Annotated in this window: 15 protein-coding genes; 6 read left to right on the forward strand and 9 right to left on the reverse strand. The window is 69.2% G+C overall.

All coding sequences use genetic code 11. The annotated features are described in order from the left end of the window. Positions 1 to 14 precede the first annotated feature (14 nt). The 4 genes from M9M90_RS11975 to M9M90_RS11990 form a co-directional block, all read right to left on the reverse strand. Positions 15 to 1,292 (reverse strand): RsmB/NOP family class I SAM-dependent RNA methyltransferase, encoded by a 1,278-nt coding sequence (locus tag M9M90_RS11975; RefSeq protein WP_254833467.1) that lies wholly within the window; start codon positions 1,290 to 1,292, stop codon positions 15 to 17. A gap of 9 nt (positions 1,293 to 1,301) precedes the next feature. Further along, on the reverse strand, positions 1,302 to 1,700 hold the full coding sequence (locus M9M90_RS11980) for an MAPEG family protein (RefSeq protein WP_254833468.1): 399 nt from the start codon (positions 1,698 to 1,700) through the stop codon (positions 1,302 to 1,304). Further along, positions 1,700 to 3,166, reverse strand: a complete 1,467-nt coding sequence (gene guaB / locus M9M90_RS11985) for an IMP dehydrogenase (RefSeq protein WP_254833469.1) — start codon at positions 3,164 to 3,166, stop codon at positions 1,700 to 1,702. Before guaB ends, M9M90_RS11980 begins: the two co-directional genes overlap by 1 nt. Before the next feature lie 68 nt (positions 3,167 to 3,234). Beyond that, a complete protein-coding gene (locus M9M90_RS11990; RefSeq protein ID WP_254833470.1) occupies positions 3,235 to 3,513 on the reverse strand; it encodes a hypothetical protein in 279 nt (92 codons plus the stop codon). Positions 3,514 to 3,567: 54 nt separating this feature from the next. Between M9M90_RS11990 and M9M90_RS11995 the strand changes: the two genes are divergently transcribed. Next, on the forward strand, positions 3,568 to 4,464 hold the full coding sequence (locus M9M90_RS11995; RefSeq protein ID WP_254833471.1) for a LysR family transcriptional regulator: 897 nt from the start codon (positions 3,568 to 3,570) through the stop codon (positions 4,462 to 4,464). On the opposite strand, the gene M9M90_RS12000 is transcribed toward M9M90_RS11995, so the two are convergent. Together M9M90_RS12000 and M9M90_RS12005 are read right to left on the reverse strand one after the other, a co-directional pair. Then, a complete protein-coding gene (locus tag M9M90_RS12000; protein WP_254833472.1) occupies positions 4,451 to 5,158 on the reverse strand; it encodes an RlmE family RNA methyltransferase in 708 nt (235 codons plus the stop codon). The genes M9M90_RS11995 and M9M90_RS12000 overlap by 14 nt on opposite strands. Beyond that, positions 5,155 to 6,261 carry a Ppx/GppA phosphatase family protein gene (locus tag M9M90_RS12005; protein WP_254833473.1) on the reverse strand — a complete coding sequence of 369 codons (1,107 nt, stop codon included), beginning with the start codon at positions 6,259 to 6,261 and terminating at the stop codon, positions 5,155 to 5,157. Before M9M90_RS12005 ends, M9M90_RS12000 begins: the two co-directional genes overlap by 4 nt. Before the next feature lie 239 nt (positions 6,262 to 6,500). On the opposite strand from M9M90_RS12005, the gene hspQ reads away from it, so the two are divergent. The 3 genes from hspQ (at position 6,501) to M9M90_RS12020 (ending at position 8,614) form a co-directional block, all read left to right on the forward strand. Continuing rightward, entirely contained in the window at positions 6,501 to 6,887 is a 387-nt protein-coding gene (gene hspQ, locus M9M90_RS12010; RefSeq protein WP_254833474.1) for a heat shock protein HspQ, read from the forward strand. Positions 6,888 to 7,005: 118 nt separating this feature from the next. Further along, positions 7,006 to 7,884, forward strand: coding sequence for a phenylalanine 4-monooxygenase (gene phhA, locus M9M90_RS12015; RefSeq protein WP_254833475.1), 879 nt, complete (start codon positions 7,006 to 7,008; stop codon positions 7,882 to 7,884). Positions 7,885 to 7,993: 109 nt separating this feature from the next. Beyond that, a complete protein-coding gene (locus M9M90_RS12020) occupies positions 7,994 to 8,614 on the forward strand; it encodes a M10 family metallopeptidase C-terminal domain-containing protein (RefSeq protein WP_254833476.1) in 621 nt (206 codons plus the stop codon). A 42-nt stretch (positions 8,615 to 8,656) separates the two neighbouring features. Here the strand turns inward: M9M90_RS12020 and M9M90_RS12025 are convergent, their stop codons facing one another. The 3 genes from M9M90_RS12025 to M9M90_RS12035 are packed head-to-tail and all read right to left on the reverse strand — an operon-like array spanning position 8,657 to position 15,026. Further along, positions 8,657 to 9,022 (reverse strand): hypothetical protein, encoded by a 366-nt coding sequence (locus tag M9M90_RS12025; protein ID WP_254833477.1) that lies wholly within the window; start codon positions 9,020 to 9,022, stop codon positions 8,657 to 8,659. Between the two features lie 8 nt (positions 9,023 to 9,030). Next, positions 9,031 to 13,248 (reverse strand): translocation/assembly module TamB domain-containing protein, encoded by a 4,218-nt coding sequence (locus M9M90_RS12030; protein ID WP_254833478.1) that lies wholly within the window; start codon positions 13,246 to 13,248, stop codon positions 9,031 to 9,033. Further along, positions 13,245 to 15,026 (reverse strand): autotransporter assembly complex family protein, encoded by a 1,782-nt coding sequence (locus M9M90_RS12035; protein WP_371876932.1) that lies wholly within the window; start codon positions 15,024 to 15,026, stop codon positions 13,245 to 13,247. Before M9M90_RS12035 ends, M9M90_RS12030 begins: the two co-directional genes overlap by 4 nt. 301 nt (positions 15,027 to 15,327) lie before the next feature. Here M9M90_RS12035 and M9M90_RS12040 point away from each other — a divergent pair, with 301 nt between their 5' ends. Together M9M90_RS12040 and M9M90_RS12045 are read left to right on the forward strand one after the other, a co-directional pair. Next, positions 15,328 to 16,737, forward strand: coding sequence for a circularly permuted type 2 ATP-grasp protein (locus M9M90_RS12040; RefSeq protein WP_254837117.1), 1,410 nt, complete (start codon positions 15,328 to 15,330; stop codon positions 16,735 to 16,737). Further along, positions 16,734 to 17,675 carry an alpha-E domain-containing protein gene (locus M9M90_RS12045; protein WP_254833480.1) on the forward strand — a complete coding sequence of 314 codons (942 nt, stop codon included), beginning with the start codon at positions 16,734 to 16,736 and terminating at the stop codon, positions 17,673 to 17,675. Before M9M90_RS12040 ends, M9M90_RS12045 begins: the two co-directional genes overlap by 4 nt. Positions 17,676 to 17,681: the final 6 nt, after the last annotated feature.

The following is a 17,681-nucleotide window of genomic DNA, read 5'->3' on the forward strand; positions in this document are numbered from 1 at the left end:
TTAAGTCCACGAGATCATTTGGATTTCTCAAGCACTGCGACGAAGAAGCCGTCGGTGCCGGAGGCGCGGGGCGAGAGGCGCAGAAAGCCTTCGCCCGTCAGGTGTCGGGTCAGGTCAGGATTGTCGGTGGCGGGACGAACGACGAAGTCCTTCGTGCGGCCGAGGAAGGCGGCGACGCGGTCCTCGTCCTCCTCGGGCAGGACCGAGCAGGTGACATAGACCATGCGGCCGCCAGCCTTCACGAACCGGGTTCCGAGATCGAGCACGGCGTCCTGGTCGGCCATGCGCTGCGCGAGCGCCTCGGGCTTCAGACGCCATTTGGTGTCGGGGTGGCGGCGCCAGGCGCCGGAGCCCGAGCAGGGCGCATCGATGAAGACCACGTCCATCCTGGCGTCCAGGCCCTTCAGCGGGTCGGGATAGACCGGCGAGCGGATCTGCAGGTTGCGGATTCCGGCCCGCTCGGAGCGGCGCACGGTGTCGGCCAGCCGCCGGGCCTCGCTGTCATAAGCGTAGATCTGGCCGGTGTTGCCCATGGCGGCGGCCAGGGCCAGCGTTTTGCCCCCGCCCCCCGCGCAAAGGTCGAGCACCTGGGCGCCCTTGATATCGCCCGCCGCCTGGGCCGCGATCTGCGAGGCCAGGTCCTGCACCTCGAACCAGCCCCGGGAAAAGGCCGGTATGGTCTCGAGCGAACCGCCGCGCTGGGATGGGTCGGGCGCCGCCATCCGCACGGCGTTGGGCAGCACGCCCGTCGGCTGGGCGTTCAGAGGGGCGAGCGCCTTGAGCGCCTGCTCGGGATCGGTCTTCAGCGTATTGATGCGCAGGTCTACCGGCGCGCGCTCTGACAGCATGGCGCCTTCCAGCGGCGCCTCGTCGCCGAAGGCCCGCGCCAGCGAGGGCTCCAGCCAGTCGGGATAGTCGCCACGCACGGCAGGCGGAGCGTCGGCCAGGTCGCGGGGCTGGACCAGAGCGGCGCGCTCGGCCTCCGTCAGGGGCCCCGGACCGTGGGGCGCGTCGCCGGCAGCCTCGGCGATGCGCTCCACTGGCCAGTTCCAGAACACGTGCAGGGCCGCCAGGGCCGCCGCCCTGGGGCTGTCGTCGCCCATCCGCCAGCCGAGCGAGCGGCGACGGCGCAGCATGTCCAGCACCAGGCCCGAGACCCAGGCGCGGTCCTTCGACCCCGCATAGCGCGAAGCGTCCCCCCACGTCTTCAGCGCCAGCCTCACCGGCCGGTGGCGCGTCTCGACGTCGGTGAGGATCTCAATGGCCGCGGAAAGGCGTCCCCCGTCACGCAAGGGCTTTGCTCACAGGAAGATCGCCGTCGTCACCATCAGGGTGCCCGTGAAGGCCACGGCCCAGGCGAGCGTCCGGAGGTAGGGAATGGCGACCAGGTACAAGATCGGATGGAAAGCCCGGCCCACCACATATAGCGCTCCGCCCCAGAGGGTCAGGTCGCTCAGCTTGGCCGCCAGATAGGCGATGATCACCACCGCGGCGTGCAGCGGGAAGGTCTCCATGAAGTTGCGGAACGACCGGTCCAGCCGACCGGCCCCGCCGGTGACCGGCATCGGCTCGTCGCGGGGACCGGCCGCCCAATTCAGGTCTCCCCGCCCCCGCGTCGCCAGCGTCGCCCAGAAAAGCTGGACCAACCCGACGACGACCGCGGCGGTCAGCAGCAGGAGTTCGGGCGCTGGACCGCCCATCAGACGGGGCTCGTATAGTTCGGGGCCTCGCGCGTCATCATGACGTCGTGGACGTGGCTCTCGCGCAGGCCCGCCCCGGTGATGCGGATGAACCGGGCCTTCTGGCGGAAGTCATCGAGGGTCGCCGCACCCGTATAGCCCATGGCCGCCCGCAGGCCGCCGACCATCTGATGCAGAATGGCGTTGATCGGGCCTTTGTAGGCCACCTGGCCCTCGATGCCCTCGGGCACCAGCTTCAGCGCCGAGACCTCCTTCTGGAAGTAGCGGTCGGCCGATCCGTTGGCCGTCGACATGGCGCCAAGCGAGCCCATGCCGCGATAGGCCTTGTAGGATCGGCCCTGGTACAGGAACACCTCGCCCGGAGCCTCATCGGTGCCGGCGAAGGCCGACCCCATCATGGCCACCTGGGCGCCCATGGCGAGCGCCTTGGCCAGGTCTCCGGAATACTTGATGCCGCCGTCGGCGATCACCGGGACGTCGGTGCCGGCCGCGGCGCGCACGGCGTCTGCGATGGCGGTGAGCTGGGGCACACCCACGCCGGCCACGATCCGGGTGGTGCAGATGGAGCCCGGACCGATGCCGACCTTCACCGCATCGGCGCCGGCGTCGATCAGGGCGCGCGCGCCTTCATAGGTGGCGACATTGCCGGCGACGATCTGCACGCGGTTGGTTTCGCGCTTCAGCCGCCCGACAGCCTTGGAGACATCGGCGTTGTGGCCATGGGCCGTATCGATCACCACCACGTCGACCCCGGCGTCCACCAGGGCCATCGAACGCTCATAGCCCGCGTCGCCGACCGTGGAGGCCGCGCCCACCAGCAGGCGTCCCTGGGCGTCCTTGGCGGCGATGGGGTGGGCCTGGGCCTTCTCCATGTCCTTGACGGTGATCAGGCCGACTGCGCGATAGGCGTCGTCGACCACGATCAGCCGCTCGATCTTGTGCCGGCGCAGCAGGGCCTTGGCCTCGTCCTGGGTGCAGCCCTCGCGGACCGTGATCAGGTTGTCCTTGGTCATCAGGACCTTGGCCGGAACCTCGCTGGAGCCCTCGAACCGCATGTCGCGGTTGGTCAGGATGCCCACCAGCTTGCCGGTGCCGGGTTCGACCACCGGAAAGCCCGAGATCTTGCGGCGCGCCTTAATCTCCAGGACTTCGCGCAGCGGCGTGTCCGGATTGATGGTCAGCGGATTGATGACCATGCCGCTTTCGTAGCGCTTCACCTCGCGCACCTGATCGGCCTGTTCCTCGGCCGTCATGTTGCGGTGAAGCACGCCCAGGCCGCCGGCCTGGGCCATGGCGATGGCCAGACGGCTCTCGGTCACGGTGTCCATCGCCGAGGACACGAGCGGGATGTTCAGACTGATTTCGCGCGTAAACTTGGTGGCCGTGTCCACCTGGGTGGGCATCACATCGGACGCACCCGGTTCGAGCAAAACGTCGTCGAAGGTAAGACCTTCGCGAATCTCCATTGGAGTCTCCATTTTGCGAGCCGCGTATAGCGGTACGGCCCCTGCAACGGCAAGCGGAGTCTGGAGGGTCATGTGGTCACGGGCTCCTGAGTGGGGGTTTGGGCGGCGGCTAGCGCGAGGATCAGCGCGAATAGAGCGACGAGGCTGTCAGCCAGGGCGCGGACCAGCAGGGCGACGCTCATGAGTTGAAGTAGGAGGACGGCCGCAAGGCCGGTCAGCTGTGCGAAGGCCTCGCCAGAGCGGCCTAGCGTCTCGATCGCGACGATGAGAACAGCATCCCATCCCAGCTTCAGGGCCAGCCAGATCGCGGGTCGCCTGAGGTTCGGGAGCTTGGTGTGATCCGCCATGTCGAGCTTGTGCGCCGATTGCGAAATGGAGGAAACCGACATATTGGACGAGTGATGTTCGAAAATCTCACATCCAACCCCCTGCCCTCGCTTAACGCCCTGCGCGCCTTCGAGGCCATGGCCCGGTCCGGGCGGGCGACCCTGGCCGCCCAGGAGCTGAACGTCACCCACAGCGCCGTCAGCCGCCAGGTGAAGGCCCTGGAGGAGACCCTGGGCGTGCGCCTGTTCACCGGGCCGAAGCATCGCCTGGAGCTGACCGAGGCCGGCCGCAACCTGCTGCCGGCGTTGACCGCCGCCTTCGACCAGATCGCCACGGCGGTGCGCCAGACCCGCGGCGGCGGCGAGGACCTGCACATCGCGGTCAACGCCAGCGTCTCGGTGAAATGGCTGATCCCGCGGATGAGCGGCTTCGCCGCGGTTCATCCCAAGGTCAGGCTGCACCTGGCCGAACTTCCGTCCCATGCCACGTCGTACCGGGGGGCTCATGCCGTCGTGCGCATGGTGCCCAGCAGTCGCTTGGCCGACCGGAATGCGACTGCCTTTATGCCCAGCCACCTCGGACCGGTGATGTCGCCAGCGCTGGCGGAGCGCTTCGCGGCCGATCCGCTAAAGGCCCCGCGCCTGGCGGCCCAAACCCATCCCCAGGGATGGCCCATATGGGCGGCGTTGGCGGGCGTCGAGCTTCCGTCCGCCCACGCCCAGCCCTTCGCCCACCTGCATTTCGCCCTGGACGCGGCGATCGCCGGCCTGGGCGTGGCGGTGATGCCGTGGCCGCTGGTGGCCGACTACGTGGCCAGCGGCCGGCTGGTCGCGCCCTTCGGCTTCCGCAAGGCCGAGAGCGCCTTCGCCCTGCTGGCGGCCCCGGGAGTCTCGAGCCGGGCCCTGGATCAGTTCAGGAACTGGCTGGTGGCGGAGGGGGCCAAGATCCCGATCCCCGTCAGCGCCCCTTGAACCCCGTCGCGACCAGATAGACCTCGGAACTGCCGGCGCGGCTGGCCTTGGGCTTGATGTGCTTCACGTCGGCGAAGTGGCGCTTGAGGAGATTGACCACTTCCCAGCTCTCGCCGCCCTGGAAGGCCTTGGACACGAAGGCGCCGCCGGGTTTCAGCACGCTGATGGCGAAGTCGGCGGCGGCCTCGATCAGGCCGACGATCCGCAGGTGGTCGGTCTGCTTGTGGCCGACGGTGTTGGGGGCCATGTCCGACAGCACCGCGTCGGGCGGACCGCCCAGCAGGTCGATCAGCATCGGGCCGCAGGCCGGATCGGTGAAGTCCATCTCCAGGATGTGGGCCGGGGAGATCGGATCGACCGGCAGCAGGTCGACGCCGACGATATTGGTCACGCCCCGCTCGACCGCCACCTGGGTCCAGCCGCCGGGCGCCAGGCCCAGGTCGATGATCCGCGCGCCGGGCTTGAGCAGCTTCAGCTTGTCGTCGAGCTCCGTCAGCTTGTAGGCGGCCCGCGACCGATAGCCGTGGGCGCGAGCCTTCGCGGCGAAGGGGTCGTTGATCTGGCGCGACAGCCAGGCCTGGGACGAGGGGGTGCGATCCCGGGCGGTCTTCAGGCGCTCGGGCGTGGCCCGGCCTTCCTCGGTTCCGCCCGTGGGGCGCTTCACCATCCGTTTGCGTGGGGGCTCGTCGCTCATTCCGGAGCGTTTACAGGGGATGGGCCGCCCGATCTACGGCCGCGACGCCGACGACGGCGCTTGCGGCCGGTTCCAGCGTCCGACATCAGCGACATCAGGATGCCTTCGCGCAGGCCGCGGTCGGCCACCCGCACCCGGGTGCAGGGCCACAGTTCCTGGACCGCCTGCAGGATCGCGGCCCCCGCCAGCACCAGGTCGGCGCGGTCGGGACCGATGCAGGGCTGCTCGGCCCGCTCCCGGGCGTTGAGCCCCAGCAGAAGATTGGCCGCGGCGTCGCACTGGTCGCGGGTCATCCAGATCCCGTCCACCTGGCTGCGGTCATATCGCCGCAGGCCCAGATGCATGCCGGCCAGGCTGGTGATCGCGCCGGAGGTCCCGACCAGGTGGGCGCGGTCGGCGTCGAACACCTCGCGCATTGAGTCGGCGCTGCGGAAGGCGGCCAGTTCGGCCTTCACCGTCTCGACCATCTCGCGGAACCAGCCCTCGGTGACCGTCTCGCCCTCAGGGAAGCGTTCGGCGAGGGTCACCACCCCGATGGGGATGGAGAGCCAGGCCTTGATCGGCAGGCGTCCGGCTGCGAACTTGGCGATCTCGGTCTCCAGGCCGCCGACCTGCAGGTCGACCCACGAGAGCTCGGTCGAGCCGCCGCCCACGTCGACCACCAGAGCCGCGTCGGCCCTGCGATCCAGCAGGTTGAGGCACCCCGCCACGGAAAGCTGAGCCTCCTCGCGCGGGCTGATGATCTGCAACTGCAGGCCGGTCTCGGCCACGACCCGCGCGACGAACTCAGGCCCGTTGACGGCGGAGCGGCAGGCCTGGGTGGCTATGGCTTTCAGCTTCACCACACGGCGGCGGCGGATCTTCTCGGCGCTGACCCGCAGGGCGGCGAGCGCCCGCTCCATGGCCACGTCCGACAGCCGGCCCGACTGGCCGAGCCCCTCGCCCAGCCGCACGATGCGGGAATAGGCCTCCACCACCCGGAAGCCGCGGCCGGCGGGCGTGGCGATCAGCAGGCGGCAGTTGTTGGTGCCAAGGTCGAGGGCGCCATAGCAGGGCGTCTCGGCGACATCGCGCGGCGCGGCGGACTCCGGTTCGGATGTCACCGGCCAGTCGCCTCGGCGGCGTACAGATATAGGGTCTGGAGTCCGTCCGAATCGAACGGGCTCGAGGGCGCCTGAGGCATGGACCGCCACCCGTCCTTGTGCAGGCGCTAAGATCGGCGCCTCGTTTCAGGAGAGACTGTAGCAACATGGCTCGCCTCTCGGAAGGCGCAGCCTTGCACACGGGGCCGTGAGCGTTACGTTCACCTTCCGGTTAGGTGACGTGGTTTAGATTCTCCTTCATGGACGCTCGAATCGAAAAAGTTGGCAGCGACCTCGTCACCCGGCCCCGGGTCCTGGCGGAGCCACGCTTGGCCAAGTACGCCATCGGGCAGGTCGTGCGGCACCGTCACTTCCCGTTCCGCGGGGTGATCTTCGACGTCGATCCCACCTTCTCGAACACCGAGCAGTGGTGGCAGTCGATCCCCGAGGACATCCGGCCGCGCAAAGACCAGCCGTTCTATCACCTGCTGGCCGAGAACGAGGAAAACGCCTATGTCGCCTACGTCTCGGAGCAGAACCTGCTTCCGGACGAAAGCGGCGAGCCGATCGGCCACCCCCAGGCCTCGCTGATCTTCGAGAGCTTCAGCGAAGGCCACTACAACCTCCGTCCGCGCATCAGCCACTAAGCCTCCGGGCACGGCCGTTCGACGCCGCGCCCGTCTCGCGCAATCTTTATCCGCCGCCTGCCGGTTTTGACGCGCAGTTCGAACGGAACTTTCGCGGATTCGCGGTCATTCTCTCGCCATGAGCGCAGACGGTTTTAACTCCAGCCCTCCCCCCGGCGCGCGCGCCGACTGGACCATCGACCAGGACTGGGCGGCCTATGCGCCCGGCGAGCACGAGGTCTGGACGACCCTCTATGAGCGCCAGACGAAACTGCTGCCCGGCCGGGCATGCGACGCCTTCCTGAACGGGCTGGACGCACTGGACCTGCATCGCGGCGGCATCCCGGATTTCTCGCGGATCAACGAGGAGCTGACCAGACTCACCGGCTGGAGCGTGGTGGCCGTGCCCGGCCTCGTGCCGGACGAGGTGTTCTTCGATCACCTGGCCAATCGCCGTTTCCCGGCCGGACGGTTCATCCGCAAGCCAGACGAACTGGACTACCTGGAGGAACCCGACGTCTTCCACGATGTGTTCGGCCACGTGCCGATGCTCACCGACCCCACCTTCGCCGACTATATGCAGGCCTATGGCGAGGGCGGCCTGCGCGCGCTCGGTCGCGGCCAGTTGCACAACCTGGCGCGGCTCTACTGGTACACAGTGGAATTCGGCCTGTTGCAGACTCCTGAGGGCCTGCGCATCTACGGCGCCGGCATCATCTCCAGCCGGGCGGAATCGATCTTCGCCCTGGACGACCCCTCCCCCAACCGCCTGGGCTTCGATCTGGAGCGGGTGATGCGCGCGCCCTACCGGATCGACGACTTCCAGCAGGTCTATTTCGTGGTCCCGTCGCTGCAGGCCTTGCTGGACGCGACCCTGGAGGACTTCGGCCGGCTCTATGAACGCCTCGCCCGACTGCCGGACATTCCGATCGAGGCCATCGAGCCTGGCGACCAGGTCTTCACATCCGGCACGCAGGCTTATGCCAAGGCTGGTGGGCGGTTGGCGCGCAACAGTTAACCGGCCTATTGCGCCGCGCGGTTAGCCGCACTTAACCGTCATATTTTGTTAATTTTTCACGCCGGTCTCGGAATTCTCTCTCGGTCAGCCACCGAGAGAGGACCAACCCATGGCCGCCAAGACCAAGTCAGCACCCAGTGAGCACGGCGCGAACCGCGGCGAGCATCTGCAACTCGTCGGCAACAGTGAGACCGGAGGTTGGCGGGTGGACCCGCCTGGCCAGACCGACAATGTGCACAGCCATCGCCCTGACCTGCCGCCCGGCCTGGCCAAGCGGCTCGATCCGGCGCCGGGTGAGGAGACCGTTCCTGGCGGCGCCACGAGCGAAAGCCTGAGTGGCGACGACGGGAACAACACCCTCGTGGGCGGAGCCGGGGCCGACAGCCTGGCCGGCGGCGCGGGCGCCGATGACTTCGTCGTGGAAGGCGTCGCCGACACGGCGGACGGCCTCGACCAGATCTTCGACTTCACCTCGGGAGAGGACCGGCTGGTGATGGGGGCGGGGCCCGGCGCGGAGGACACCGTCGGCTTCGGCATCGCCGACGACTTCGCCTCGGCGATGGGCTCGGCCCTGCAAGCCGTGGCCTCAGGCGCCGACTACGTCGCCATGCAGGTCGGCTCGGATCTCGTGGTCTTCGCCAATACGGACGACGATCCATCGACCCTGGACGTGGCCGTGGTGCTGGTGGGCAGAAGCCTTTCCGACATCGCCGTCGGCGACTTCGCCTAGCCGGAAAGGCGAGCGCCCGGCCGTGAAGGCTGAGGCGCTCGCCTAATCCGCGTCGATCAGGGTCTGTAGACCCTGGCGGATCTTGGCGAGTTGGTCGGGCGTGAAGAGCCGATAGCGTTGAGCCTTCGGCCCCTCGGCCGCGGTGACCTCCCGATCCGACGCGTAGATGTAGCGCCCCTGGAAGCCACCGATCATGGGCCGACCGTCGCGCATTCGTATCCCGTCTAGGCGGACGGCGCAGTCCTCGAGGCTCGGCGTCTCCGGCGCGATCGGGCGGAACTCGGGCTTGCCGTTCGGACCGTTCTCGACCAGCCGCCAGCAGACACCCGGCGCGTCCGGAACGGTCAGGGGCTTGTCGCAGGCCGCGAGGCTCCCGGCAGCGGCCAGTCCGATCAGGAACCCGCGCATTCGATCCCTCAGTAGTCCCGCCGCCAGCGGACGGCGAGCTTGCCGTCCCCCTGGCTGGCCAGCTTGGAGATGATGGAAAGGTTTCGGCCGATCCGCCACTCGACCTGCGCCGAGGAGCCCTCACGTCCGCCGCCGGTCAGCTCCAGATAGACGTCCTCTGTCAGGTACTTGCCGCCGGAGACGCTGACACCCGTCTCGTCGCCGCCGGCCAGGGCCAGGCGATCGAGGCCCGCGAAGGTGCGCAGGTTGCCGATCACGTCGAAGCCGCCGCCGCCCGCCAGAGATGACAGCGCCGAGGCCAGTTGAGCGGCCTCTAGCGGCGAGAGCTGCGAGGCGGAGCGACCGAACAGCACCTGCGAGAGCACCTCGTCATTGGGCAGGACCGGGGACGAGGTCAGGGTGATCTCCGGCTTGGCCGCCGTTCCTCGGATGCGCACCACCGCGGTCAGAGACGGATCGTCGCGAGTGGCCGAGAGATCGAGGCGGATCGCCTGGGGCGAGGTCGCCAGATAGACCACCCCGCGCTCGTCGAATTCGAACCGCTTGCCTGCGAAATCGTACTCCCCGCGCACCACCCGCGCCGTGCCCGACAGGGCCGGCCGCGCTGTCGAGCCGCCCACATGGGCGTCCAGGGAAAGCTCCACGTCCAGACCCCGACCACGCAGGAAGATGCGCCGCGGCGCCTTCAGACTGACATCCAGGGCCACGGCCAGGCCCTTGCGCGCCGGCGGGGCCAGGACGCTGGCCAGGTCAGCGGGCTTGTTGCGCTCGATGACGTCCATGGCCACCACCCCGGAAGGCGTGGAGAGCTTGGCGGCCACGTCGGCGCGGTCGATGGTCAGGGCCCCGCTCAGCCGGACCTTGCCGTCGGCGGCGCGGTCGATGGTGGCCTGGCCTGTCGCCGAGGCCTGGGCCTGATCGTTGTCGATCAGCCGGAAGCCCTTCAGGTCCAGGCGCAGGGTCGAGGTCCCCTCGCGAAGCAGGCTGATCCGGCCCGATCCCGCCAGCGTGCCGCCGTGGCCGTCCGAGCCCGTGGCCTCCGTCACATTGACCGCGTTGTCGGCGAAAGTGGTCCGGAGGGTCACGTCGCGCAGGGACAGCCCCGTGGCGCCGTCGGTGAACCGCCCCTTGACCATCTGTCCGGTCCCCACCGCGTTGGGATCGGCGAGCGTTCCACCCAACGCGCCCTCGAGCCGCACCTGGCCCGCCAGTTCGCGTTCGCCGCTCATCAGCAGATCCCATAGGGGCTTGACCTCGCCCTCGGCGAAGAACCGGCCGCGCATGGGCCGGGTGCGGACGATGGCGACCCGGAATGGACTGGCGCTGGCCTCCGCGGGCAGGATCACATTGGCCTCGGCGCGCAGACCCTGGGCGTTGGAGGTCTTCAGGTCGAGGGTCACCACGTCACCCTCCAAACGGCCCTTCAGCGTCCCATCAATCCCCTGGTCGGCGGGTGAGCCCCGACCGCGCGCGCCGTCCAGCTTGGCGTCCAGGGCGCCGGTCATCCGCGCGCCGCTGCCGGTCAGGACGATGACCGCGTCCGTCTTGCCGACCAGGTCCTCATTGAGCAGGCCCAGGCCCAGGCGCTGGACCTCCGCGCGGACGTCGGCGCTATCGCGGCCGAGCTTGGCGTTCAGGGCGATCTGGCCGCCGTCGGAGGCCGCCAGCCGCAGGCGCGCCGTGCGTTCCGGACCGCCGAATCCGATCAGGGCCGTCTCCGTGGTCTTCAGCTCGCGACGGCCGACCCGCCCCATGCCGTCAAAGGCCAGCTGGTAGCCCGGATTGACCTGTGAGAGCACACCGCTTCCGTCCAGAGTCCAACGGCCGCCGGAGGCTACGCCGCGAAGCTGGGCCTTGTAGGGTAGCCTCTTCAGCGGACCGTCGGCGGTGATCGATCCGTCGCGGACGGCGAACCGGGCGCCGGGCAGGACCGCGTTCTTGGCGGTCAGGTCGAGGGTGGCGCGCGGGCCGCCGGCGGCGTCGACGATGCGCACGGCGCCGGTGACCTGGCCACTCTCAAGGAAGGCGCCTTTGGTCACCGCCACCTGCAGGTCGGCCGCAGACGGAGTCGACCTTCGCAGAGCCAGTGTTCCCTGGGCGGTGAGGCCCGCGGCGTTGATCGAGAGATCGGTGAGATCGACTCCGCCGCGAGGGAAGCGAAAGGCCGAGCGCGCCGCGGCCGGTCCGTAGTCGCTGGCGGCGTTGAGGGTGACCACCCCGCTCGTCCCATCGGTCCGGCGCATGAAGCTGAGCGTGACCTTGGCGTCCTTCAGCGGCAGGCGCGGGACGTCGATGGCGTCGAAATCGGCGATCAGGTCGGCGCGGGGATTCCCGAGCGAGCCGGTCACCGCTCCCGACCCCTTGGCCTTGCCGGTGATCTCCACGGGGCCGGCGCGGAAAGGGCCGGTGGCCGACCAGTCCAGCTTGAAGCGCAGCGCCCCGTCGGCGTCCAGCACGCCGGCCGCACCGGCCTTCAGCATCGCGCCCTCCAGATCGGCCTGGGAGACCGAGACCTTCCGGCCCTCTATGTTGGCGGCGGCTTTCAGGCGCGGCGAGGCGCCCAACAGGCGGTCCAGTTCCCCGAATCCACTAGCGAACTTGGCACCCTTGGCGTCGAGCGACAGAGTCCAGGGCTTGCCGGCCCCGCCCTGGGTGGCGCTCCAGTCGGCTACGAGCGCACCCGAGGCGCCGGCCCGCGCCGCGGCCAGGTTGGAGAACTGGGCCTCGCCCTTGAAGTTGAGTCCCCCGATCAGGCCCCGCCCGCCGCTGGCCTGGACCTTCAGTCCCACGCCGGTGGCGTCGAGGCCGCGCAGCAGCAGCCGGCCGTCGGCCAGCCTCGCACCGTCGAAGACCGCCGTCGGCTTTGCGCCCAGCAGGGCCGAGGCCAGGCCGCTCCCGCGCCCGCCCGCCCCCGAGATCCGGCCCTTGGCCGCCAGCACGCCAGCCTTGCGGGTCAGCTCGATGGGTCCGGAAATCCGGTCCAGGCCGTACTTACCCAGCTTCAGCCGCGCCACGTCGGCGACGCCAACAAAACGAAGGTCGTCGAGGCGGCCCGTGAGCCTACCCGAGACGCGGGTTGCGCCCATGTCCGGTCCGCCGGTGATCCTGGACAGCTCGCCCGCGGTGGCGACCACGGCGAGGCCCTGGGGTCCCAGGCGGCGTTCCCCCAGATTACCGAGCCCACGCGCGTCGAGCGTCAGATTGGCCGAGGTGGCGCGAGCCTTCAGGTCGTAGAGCGAACCTGGGGCCCTAGCGCCGGTGATCAAAAAGGTCGCTTCCGGTCCAAGGCGCGCCACCAGCGGCTGGGTCAGTCGCGAGGCGTCGAGGCGAATTCTGCCCTGGGCCGAACCGCCGTCAGCGCTCCATGCGCCCTGCGTTTCCAAAGGTTTGGCGGCGCCTGAGGTGGCGACGGCGGAGAACCGGCCCGTCGCGCCCTTGCCGTCCGCCCGGGCCTTCAGGGCGAACGAGCGATCGGTGGGCAGGCCCAGGCTGCCGGCCAGCGCCCCGCCGCGCGCCTCCTCGGCGTCGGCGATCAGCAGCAGAGGCCGGCCGCCGCCGAAATCGAACTGGGCGTTCAGGTGGTCGCCAGCATGCAGGACGCTGGCGGCGGCGAGCTTGCCCCTCTGCCCACCGTTGCGGCGCTGGACGTCCAGGCTCATGACCACGTCGTAGACGCCGCGCCGATAGCTGAAGGCTGGCGTCATCTCGACTCGCGTCCGCACCTCGTCCAGCACGATGGACACCGGCAGGCCGCGTGACTTCGACTTCGGCGACAGGGTCGGCCGGCGCAGCAGGGTCAGCTTCTCGGCGACGACCCGGTCAGCATCCAGCCTTCGCATGAACAGTTGGCTGTAACGCCATTTGATGGAGACATTCTTCGCCTCCAGCCAGACACCCTTCTCGTCGCTGACGGTCAGCCGCCGGATCGTGAAATCGCGCCAGACATCGCCGCCCAGGCCCTCGATCCTGAGCTTGCCGAACCGCCCCAGCTTCACCCCGTTGGCCCGGGCCTCGATCAGCAGCCGGCCCTGGGGCAGGAGCACGCCGAAGCGGGTGGTGAGCGCCGCTGCCGTCACCAGCAGGAATATCGCCGCGCAGACCCCGATGATGATCTTGGGCAGCAGCGAGGTCTTGGCCGCCTTGACCACCTCCTCCGCCACGTCGTGGACGATCGCCTCGACCGCTTCGCCCGGGGTTTCCGGAGGATTTTCGGACGCGGGGCTCAAAAACTCTGTCCGATGCTGAGATAGATCTGGAAGGCGGCGTCGCCCTCGCGCTTGTCCAGCGGGATGGCGATATCCGCGCGGATCGGGCCGAAGCCCAGATCGTAGCGCACGCCGAGGCCGACGCCGGCGCTGAAATCATCCCCGGCCGGGAACTGACGGTCGCCCACCGCGCCCCCGTCGATGAAGGCCACCACGCCCCAACGCTGCCCGATCCGCTGGCGGACCTCGAACGAGGCCTCCAGCACCGAGGCGCCGCCCTGCGGGGTGTTGTCGGCCAGGCGCGGGCCGATGGCCTGATAAGCGTAGCCGCGCACCGATCCGCCGCCGCCGGAATAGAAGCGCCGCGAGGCCGGGACCTCGGGGACCGATCCGCCGATCATCGCCCCGACCTTGCCCCGGGCGGCCAGGACGGTGCGGGCGCGGGGGCCGAACGGCATGTAGATCGAGCCCTGGGTCTGGACCTTCAGATAGGCCAGGCTGTCGTCCCCGGCGATGTAGGTGGGTTCGGCCCGCACCTCCAGCCGCCAGCCGCGCTTTGGATCCAATGGGTCATCGGATCGATCCAGAGACGCCGCGGCCAGCACCGCCGCCGTCCACAGGTCGCGCCCGAGGGGGGTCAGCAGCTTGGTCTGCTTCTCCGCGGTCTCGCTGTAGTCCAGCGATCCGCCCAGCGTGATATAGGAGGTCTTGAAGAATCGCCGCTGGACGTCGGCGCGGACTCCGAAGCCGGTCTCGTCATAGGCGTCGGTCTTGACGTCATAGATCGCCGCGGCGGACTTCAGGGTCTGCTGGGCGCGCCGCCAGTGGGGCAAGGTCGCTTCGGCCACCAGGCGGCTGTCGATGTCGGAGGCGCGGGCGGCGAACGACAGGGTGTCGGCCCGTCCAAAGGTGTTGTAGCGCGTCCACCGGGCGTCGGCGCCCACCCCTTCGCTGGTCGAGTAGCTGGCCCCCAGCTCGATGGTGCGCGGCGCGCGGTCGACCAGGCTGACCACCACCGGCCGCAGGCCCTCCGGCGTGGTCCGGCCCGGCGGGGCCAGGGACACGGTCACCGAGTCATAGACCCCCGTATCCAGCAATCGCCGCTCCAGCTCCCCGACATCCTCGGGGTCATAGACCTCGCCGGGACGCCAGGGCGCCATCTGGTTCAGCCAGGCCCGCCGGGTCCGCTCGCCCCCGCTCACCTCCATGCCGTTCAACCGCACCAGCGGGCCGGAGTCGATCCGGAACGTCGGACGCACCGTCCTGTCGGCATGGTCGACGATCACCTGGCGCGGAACCGGCGCCACATCGGCGTAGCCGCGCTTCTGGGCGGCCGCGACGATGCGACCCTCGGCGCCGACCACGTCGGCGGCGCGGCCCGGTTGGCCCGTCGCCAGGCCCATGACCGCCTCGCCCGAGGCCTGGACTTCCGGCGAAGGCGGGGTCGCCATCCATTCGATGGTCGGCTCGGCGATGGTGAACCGGGGCCCCGGCGTCACCTTGACCACCGCGGCGGGCGGCTCGGCCTCCCCCACGTCGGGCTCGACCTCGTAGGCGTAGTAGCCCTCGGACCGCAGCACGGCGATGGCGCTCTCGGCGGCCTCGCGGGCGCGGCGGCGGGCCTCGAAGCGGCTGCTGATCGGTTTGTCGGACTCGCCGACGGCGCGGATGATCGCCGCGCGCAGGTCGCCCGTCAGCTCCCCCTCGACAGCCGCACGCGGCGCCTCGGCGCGAGCCGCGCCGTGCGCACACAAAGCCGCCGAGGCGGCGAATGCGACGACCAGTCGCGCCACGCCAATACTTTCCTCTCGCGCCCCCGCACTCGATCTACCGCGCGTCGCGGGGCGATGTCACCCGGCCCTGACCGCTCAAGGCGCTTTCCTGACCGGCCGAAACTTGCCCAAATGCTGGGCAGCCGCGCCACTGAGGTTCGCCGATTCCGAAAAGCCGCCGCAAAACCGGGCGCGCTTCCTAAGATCGGAGAGGGACGCGGAGGACCAGGTGGTGGAGTACGGCGTGGCGACGGCCCACAGTTCTGAAGACACGGCCACGGCGCCGAACGTGGGGCCACAGGCCTCATTGAACGTCCCGTACGACGAGATGCTGACCTCCCGCGGTCTTGTGCGGCCGCACTACGCCGCGCTCGACGCTCGCATCGCCACCCTGGCGGCGGCCGACATGGCCGAGCGCCAGCGGGTGCTGGAACGCTATTTCCTGCTGCAGGGCATCACCTTCACCGTCTATGGGGGCGAGAGCTCGACCGAGCGGATCATCCCCACCGACCTGCTGCCGCGGATCATCCCGGCCGAGGAATGGTCGAAGATCGAGACGGGCCTCACCCAGCGCCTGAAGGCGCTGAACATGTTCCTCGCCGACATCTATGGCGAGCAGCAGATCCTGATGGACGGGGTGGTGCCGCGCGAGCTGGTGCTGAGCGCGCCATCCTATCGCCGGGAGATGCAGAACCTCTACGTGCCGCACCAGGCCTACGCCAATGTCTGCGGCTCGGACCTGATCCGCCAGACCGACGGCGCCTTCGCCGTGCTTGAGGACAATCTGCGGGTGCCGTCCGGCGTCTCCTACATGCTGGCCAACCGCGAGGCCTCGCGAAGGACCTTCCCGGGCACCTTCCGGGCGGCCAATGTGCGAGCTATCGACCGATATCCCGACCTGTTGCTGGCGACGCTCAAGAGCATGGCGGCCGACTGGCGGCCCAATCCCCAGGTCGCGGTCCTGACCCCTGGCGTCTACAACTCCGCCTATTACGAGCACGCCTACCTGGCCCGATTGATGGGCTGTCCGTTGGTCGAGGGCCGCGATCTCGTGGTCCACGACAACATGGTCTACATGCGCACCACCACCGGCCTGCGGCGGATCGACGTGATCTATCGCCGGGTGGACGACGACTTCATCGACCCCCTCACCTTCCGCCGGGATTCGGGCCTGGGGGTCGCGGGCCTGTTCAACGCCTACCGAGCCGGCAATGTGGTGATCTGCAATGCGCCCGGCACCGGCGTGGCCGACGACAAGGCGGTCTACGCCTATGTCCCGGCGATCATCCGCTACTACCTTGGCGAGGACGCCATCCTGCCCAACATCGAGACCTATCTCTGCCGGGAGACCTCCCAGCTCAACCACGTCCTGGCCAATCTGGACAAGCTCGTGGTTAAGGCTGTCGGCGCCTCGGGCGGCTACGGCATGTTGATCGGCCCCCACGCCAGCAAGCAGGAGCGCGCCGACTTCGCCGAGGCGATCAGGGCCGACCCGGACAACTACATCGCCCAGCCGACCATCCAGCTCTCCACCGCCCCCTGCCTGGTCGACGGGGCTATCGAACCGCGCCACGTGGATCTGCGGCCCTTCATCCTGTCCGGGGAAAAGATCGTGGTGACTCCCGGCGCCCTTACCCGCGTCGCCCTGCGCAAGGGCTCGCTCGTGGTCAATTCCAGCCAGGGTGGCGGGTCCAAGGACACCTGGGTCCTGGCCGACGGCAAGGAGGCGCAGCCATGATGCTCGCGAGGGTCGCTGACAGTCTCTACTGGATCGGCCGATATGTGGAACGGGCCGAGCACATGTGCCGGCTCTCGGACGTCATGCTCAACGCCACCCTCGACCGCACCGAGGGCGCGGCCCAGGTGGCCCGCATCGCCCTTGCCGCCGTCGGCGATTCCGACCGCGGCCATATCGCCAATCCCTATGAGGCGACCCTGGCCATGGCCCTCGACCGGGAGGACCCTGGCTCGATCGTCTCGTCCCTGGCGCTCGCCCGCGAAAACGCCCGCCAGGTGCGCGACCAGATCACCACAGAGACCTGGGAGCGGCTGAACCTCATCTATCTGAAGATGACCGGCCCGGACGCCGCCAAGTCCTTCGCCGACGGCTCCTCGGCCTTCCTGCACGACGTGATCGCCGACCTGCACCTGTTCCGCGGCGCGGCCGACGCCACCATGAGCCACGGCGAGGGATGGCGGTTCCTGCTGCTGGGCATGTATCTGGAGCGCGCCCAGCTCATCGGCCGGCTGTTGGAGGTCTGTTTCGGCAACCGCCGCCGCGGCGCCTTCGACGAGCACTTCGCCCTGGTCAGCGTGCTGCGCATGAGCTGCGCGCTGGAGCCCTACCTGAGGCGCTACACCGCCGACATCCAACCCCGGAAGGTCCTGGAGTTCCTGTTGCTGGACGAGGACTTCCCCCGCTCCATCCGGTTCGCCACCGCCCGGATCGAGGAACACACCACCGCGGCCAGCCGCTATGTTGAAGCCGGGCACGCCGGGCCGGAGCGTCTGGCCGGGCGGCTGAAGGCGCGCCTGCAATACGCTGACATGGACGAACTGCAGGTGGCCGGCGCCAGCGCGCTGATCTCCACCGTGCTGGACGAATGCGTGGCGATCCACCAGTCGATCTACGAGACCTTCGTCCACTATTCCCTTGAAATGCGACTGCCCGCCTGAGGCGCT

This window comes from Phenylobacterium sp. LH3H17, from assembly GCF_024298925.1.
In the GTDB taxonomy this organism is placed as follows: domain Bacteria; phylum Pseudomonadota; class Alphaproteobacteria; order Caulobacterales; family Caulobacteraceae; genus Phenylobacterium.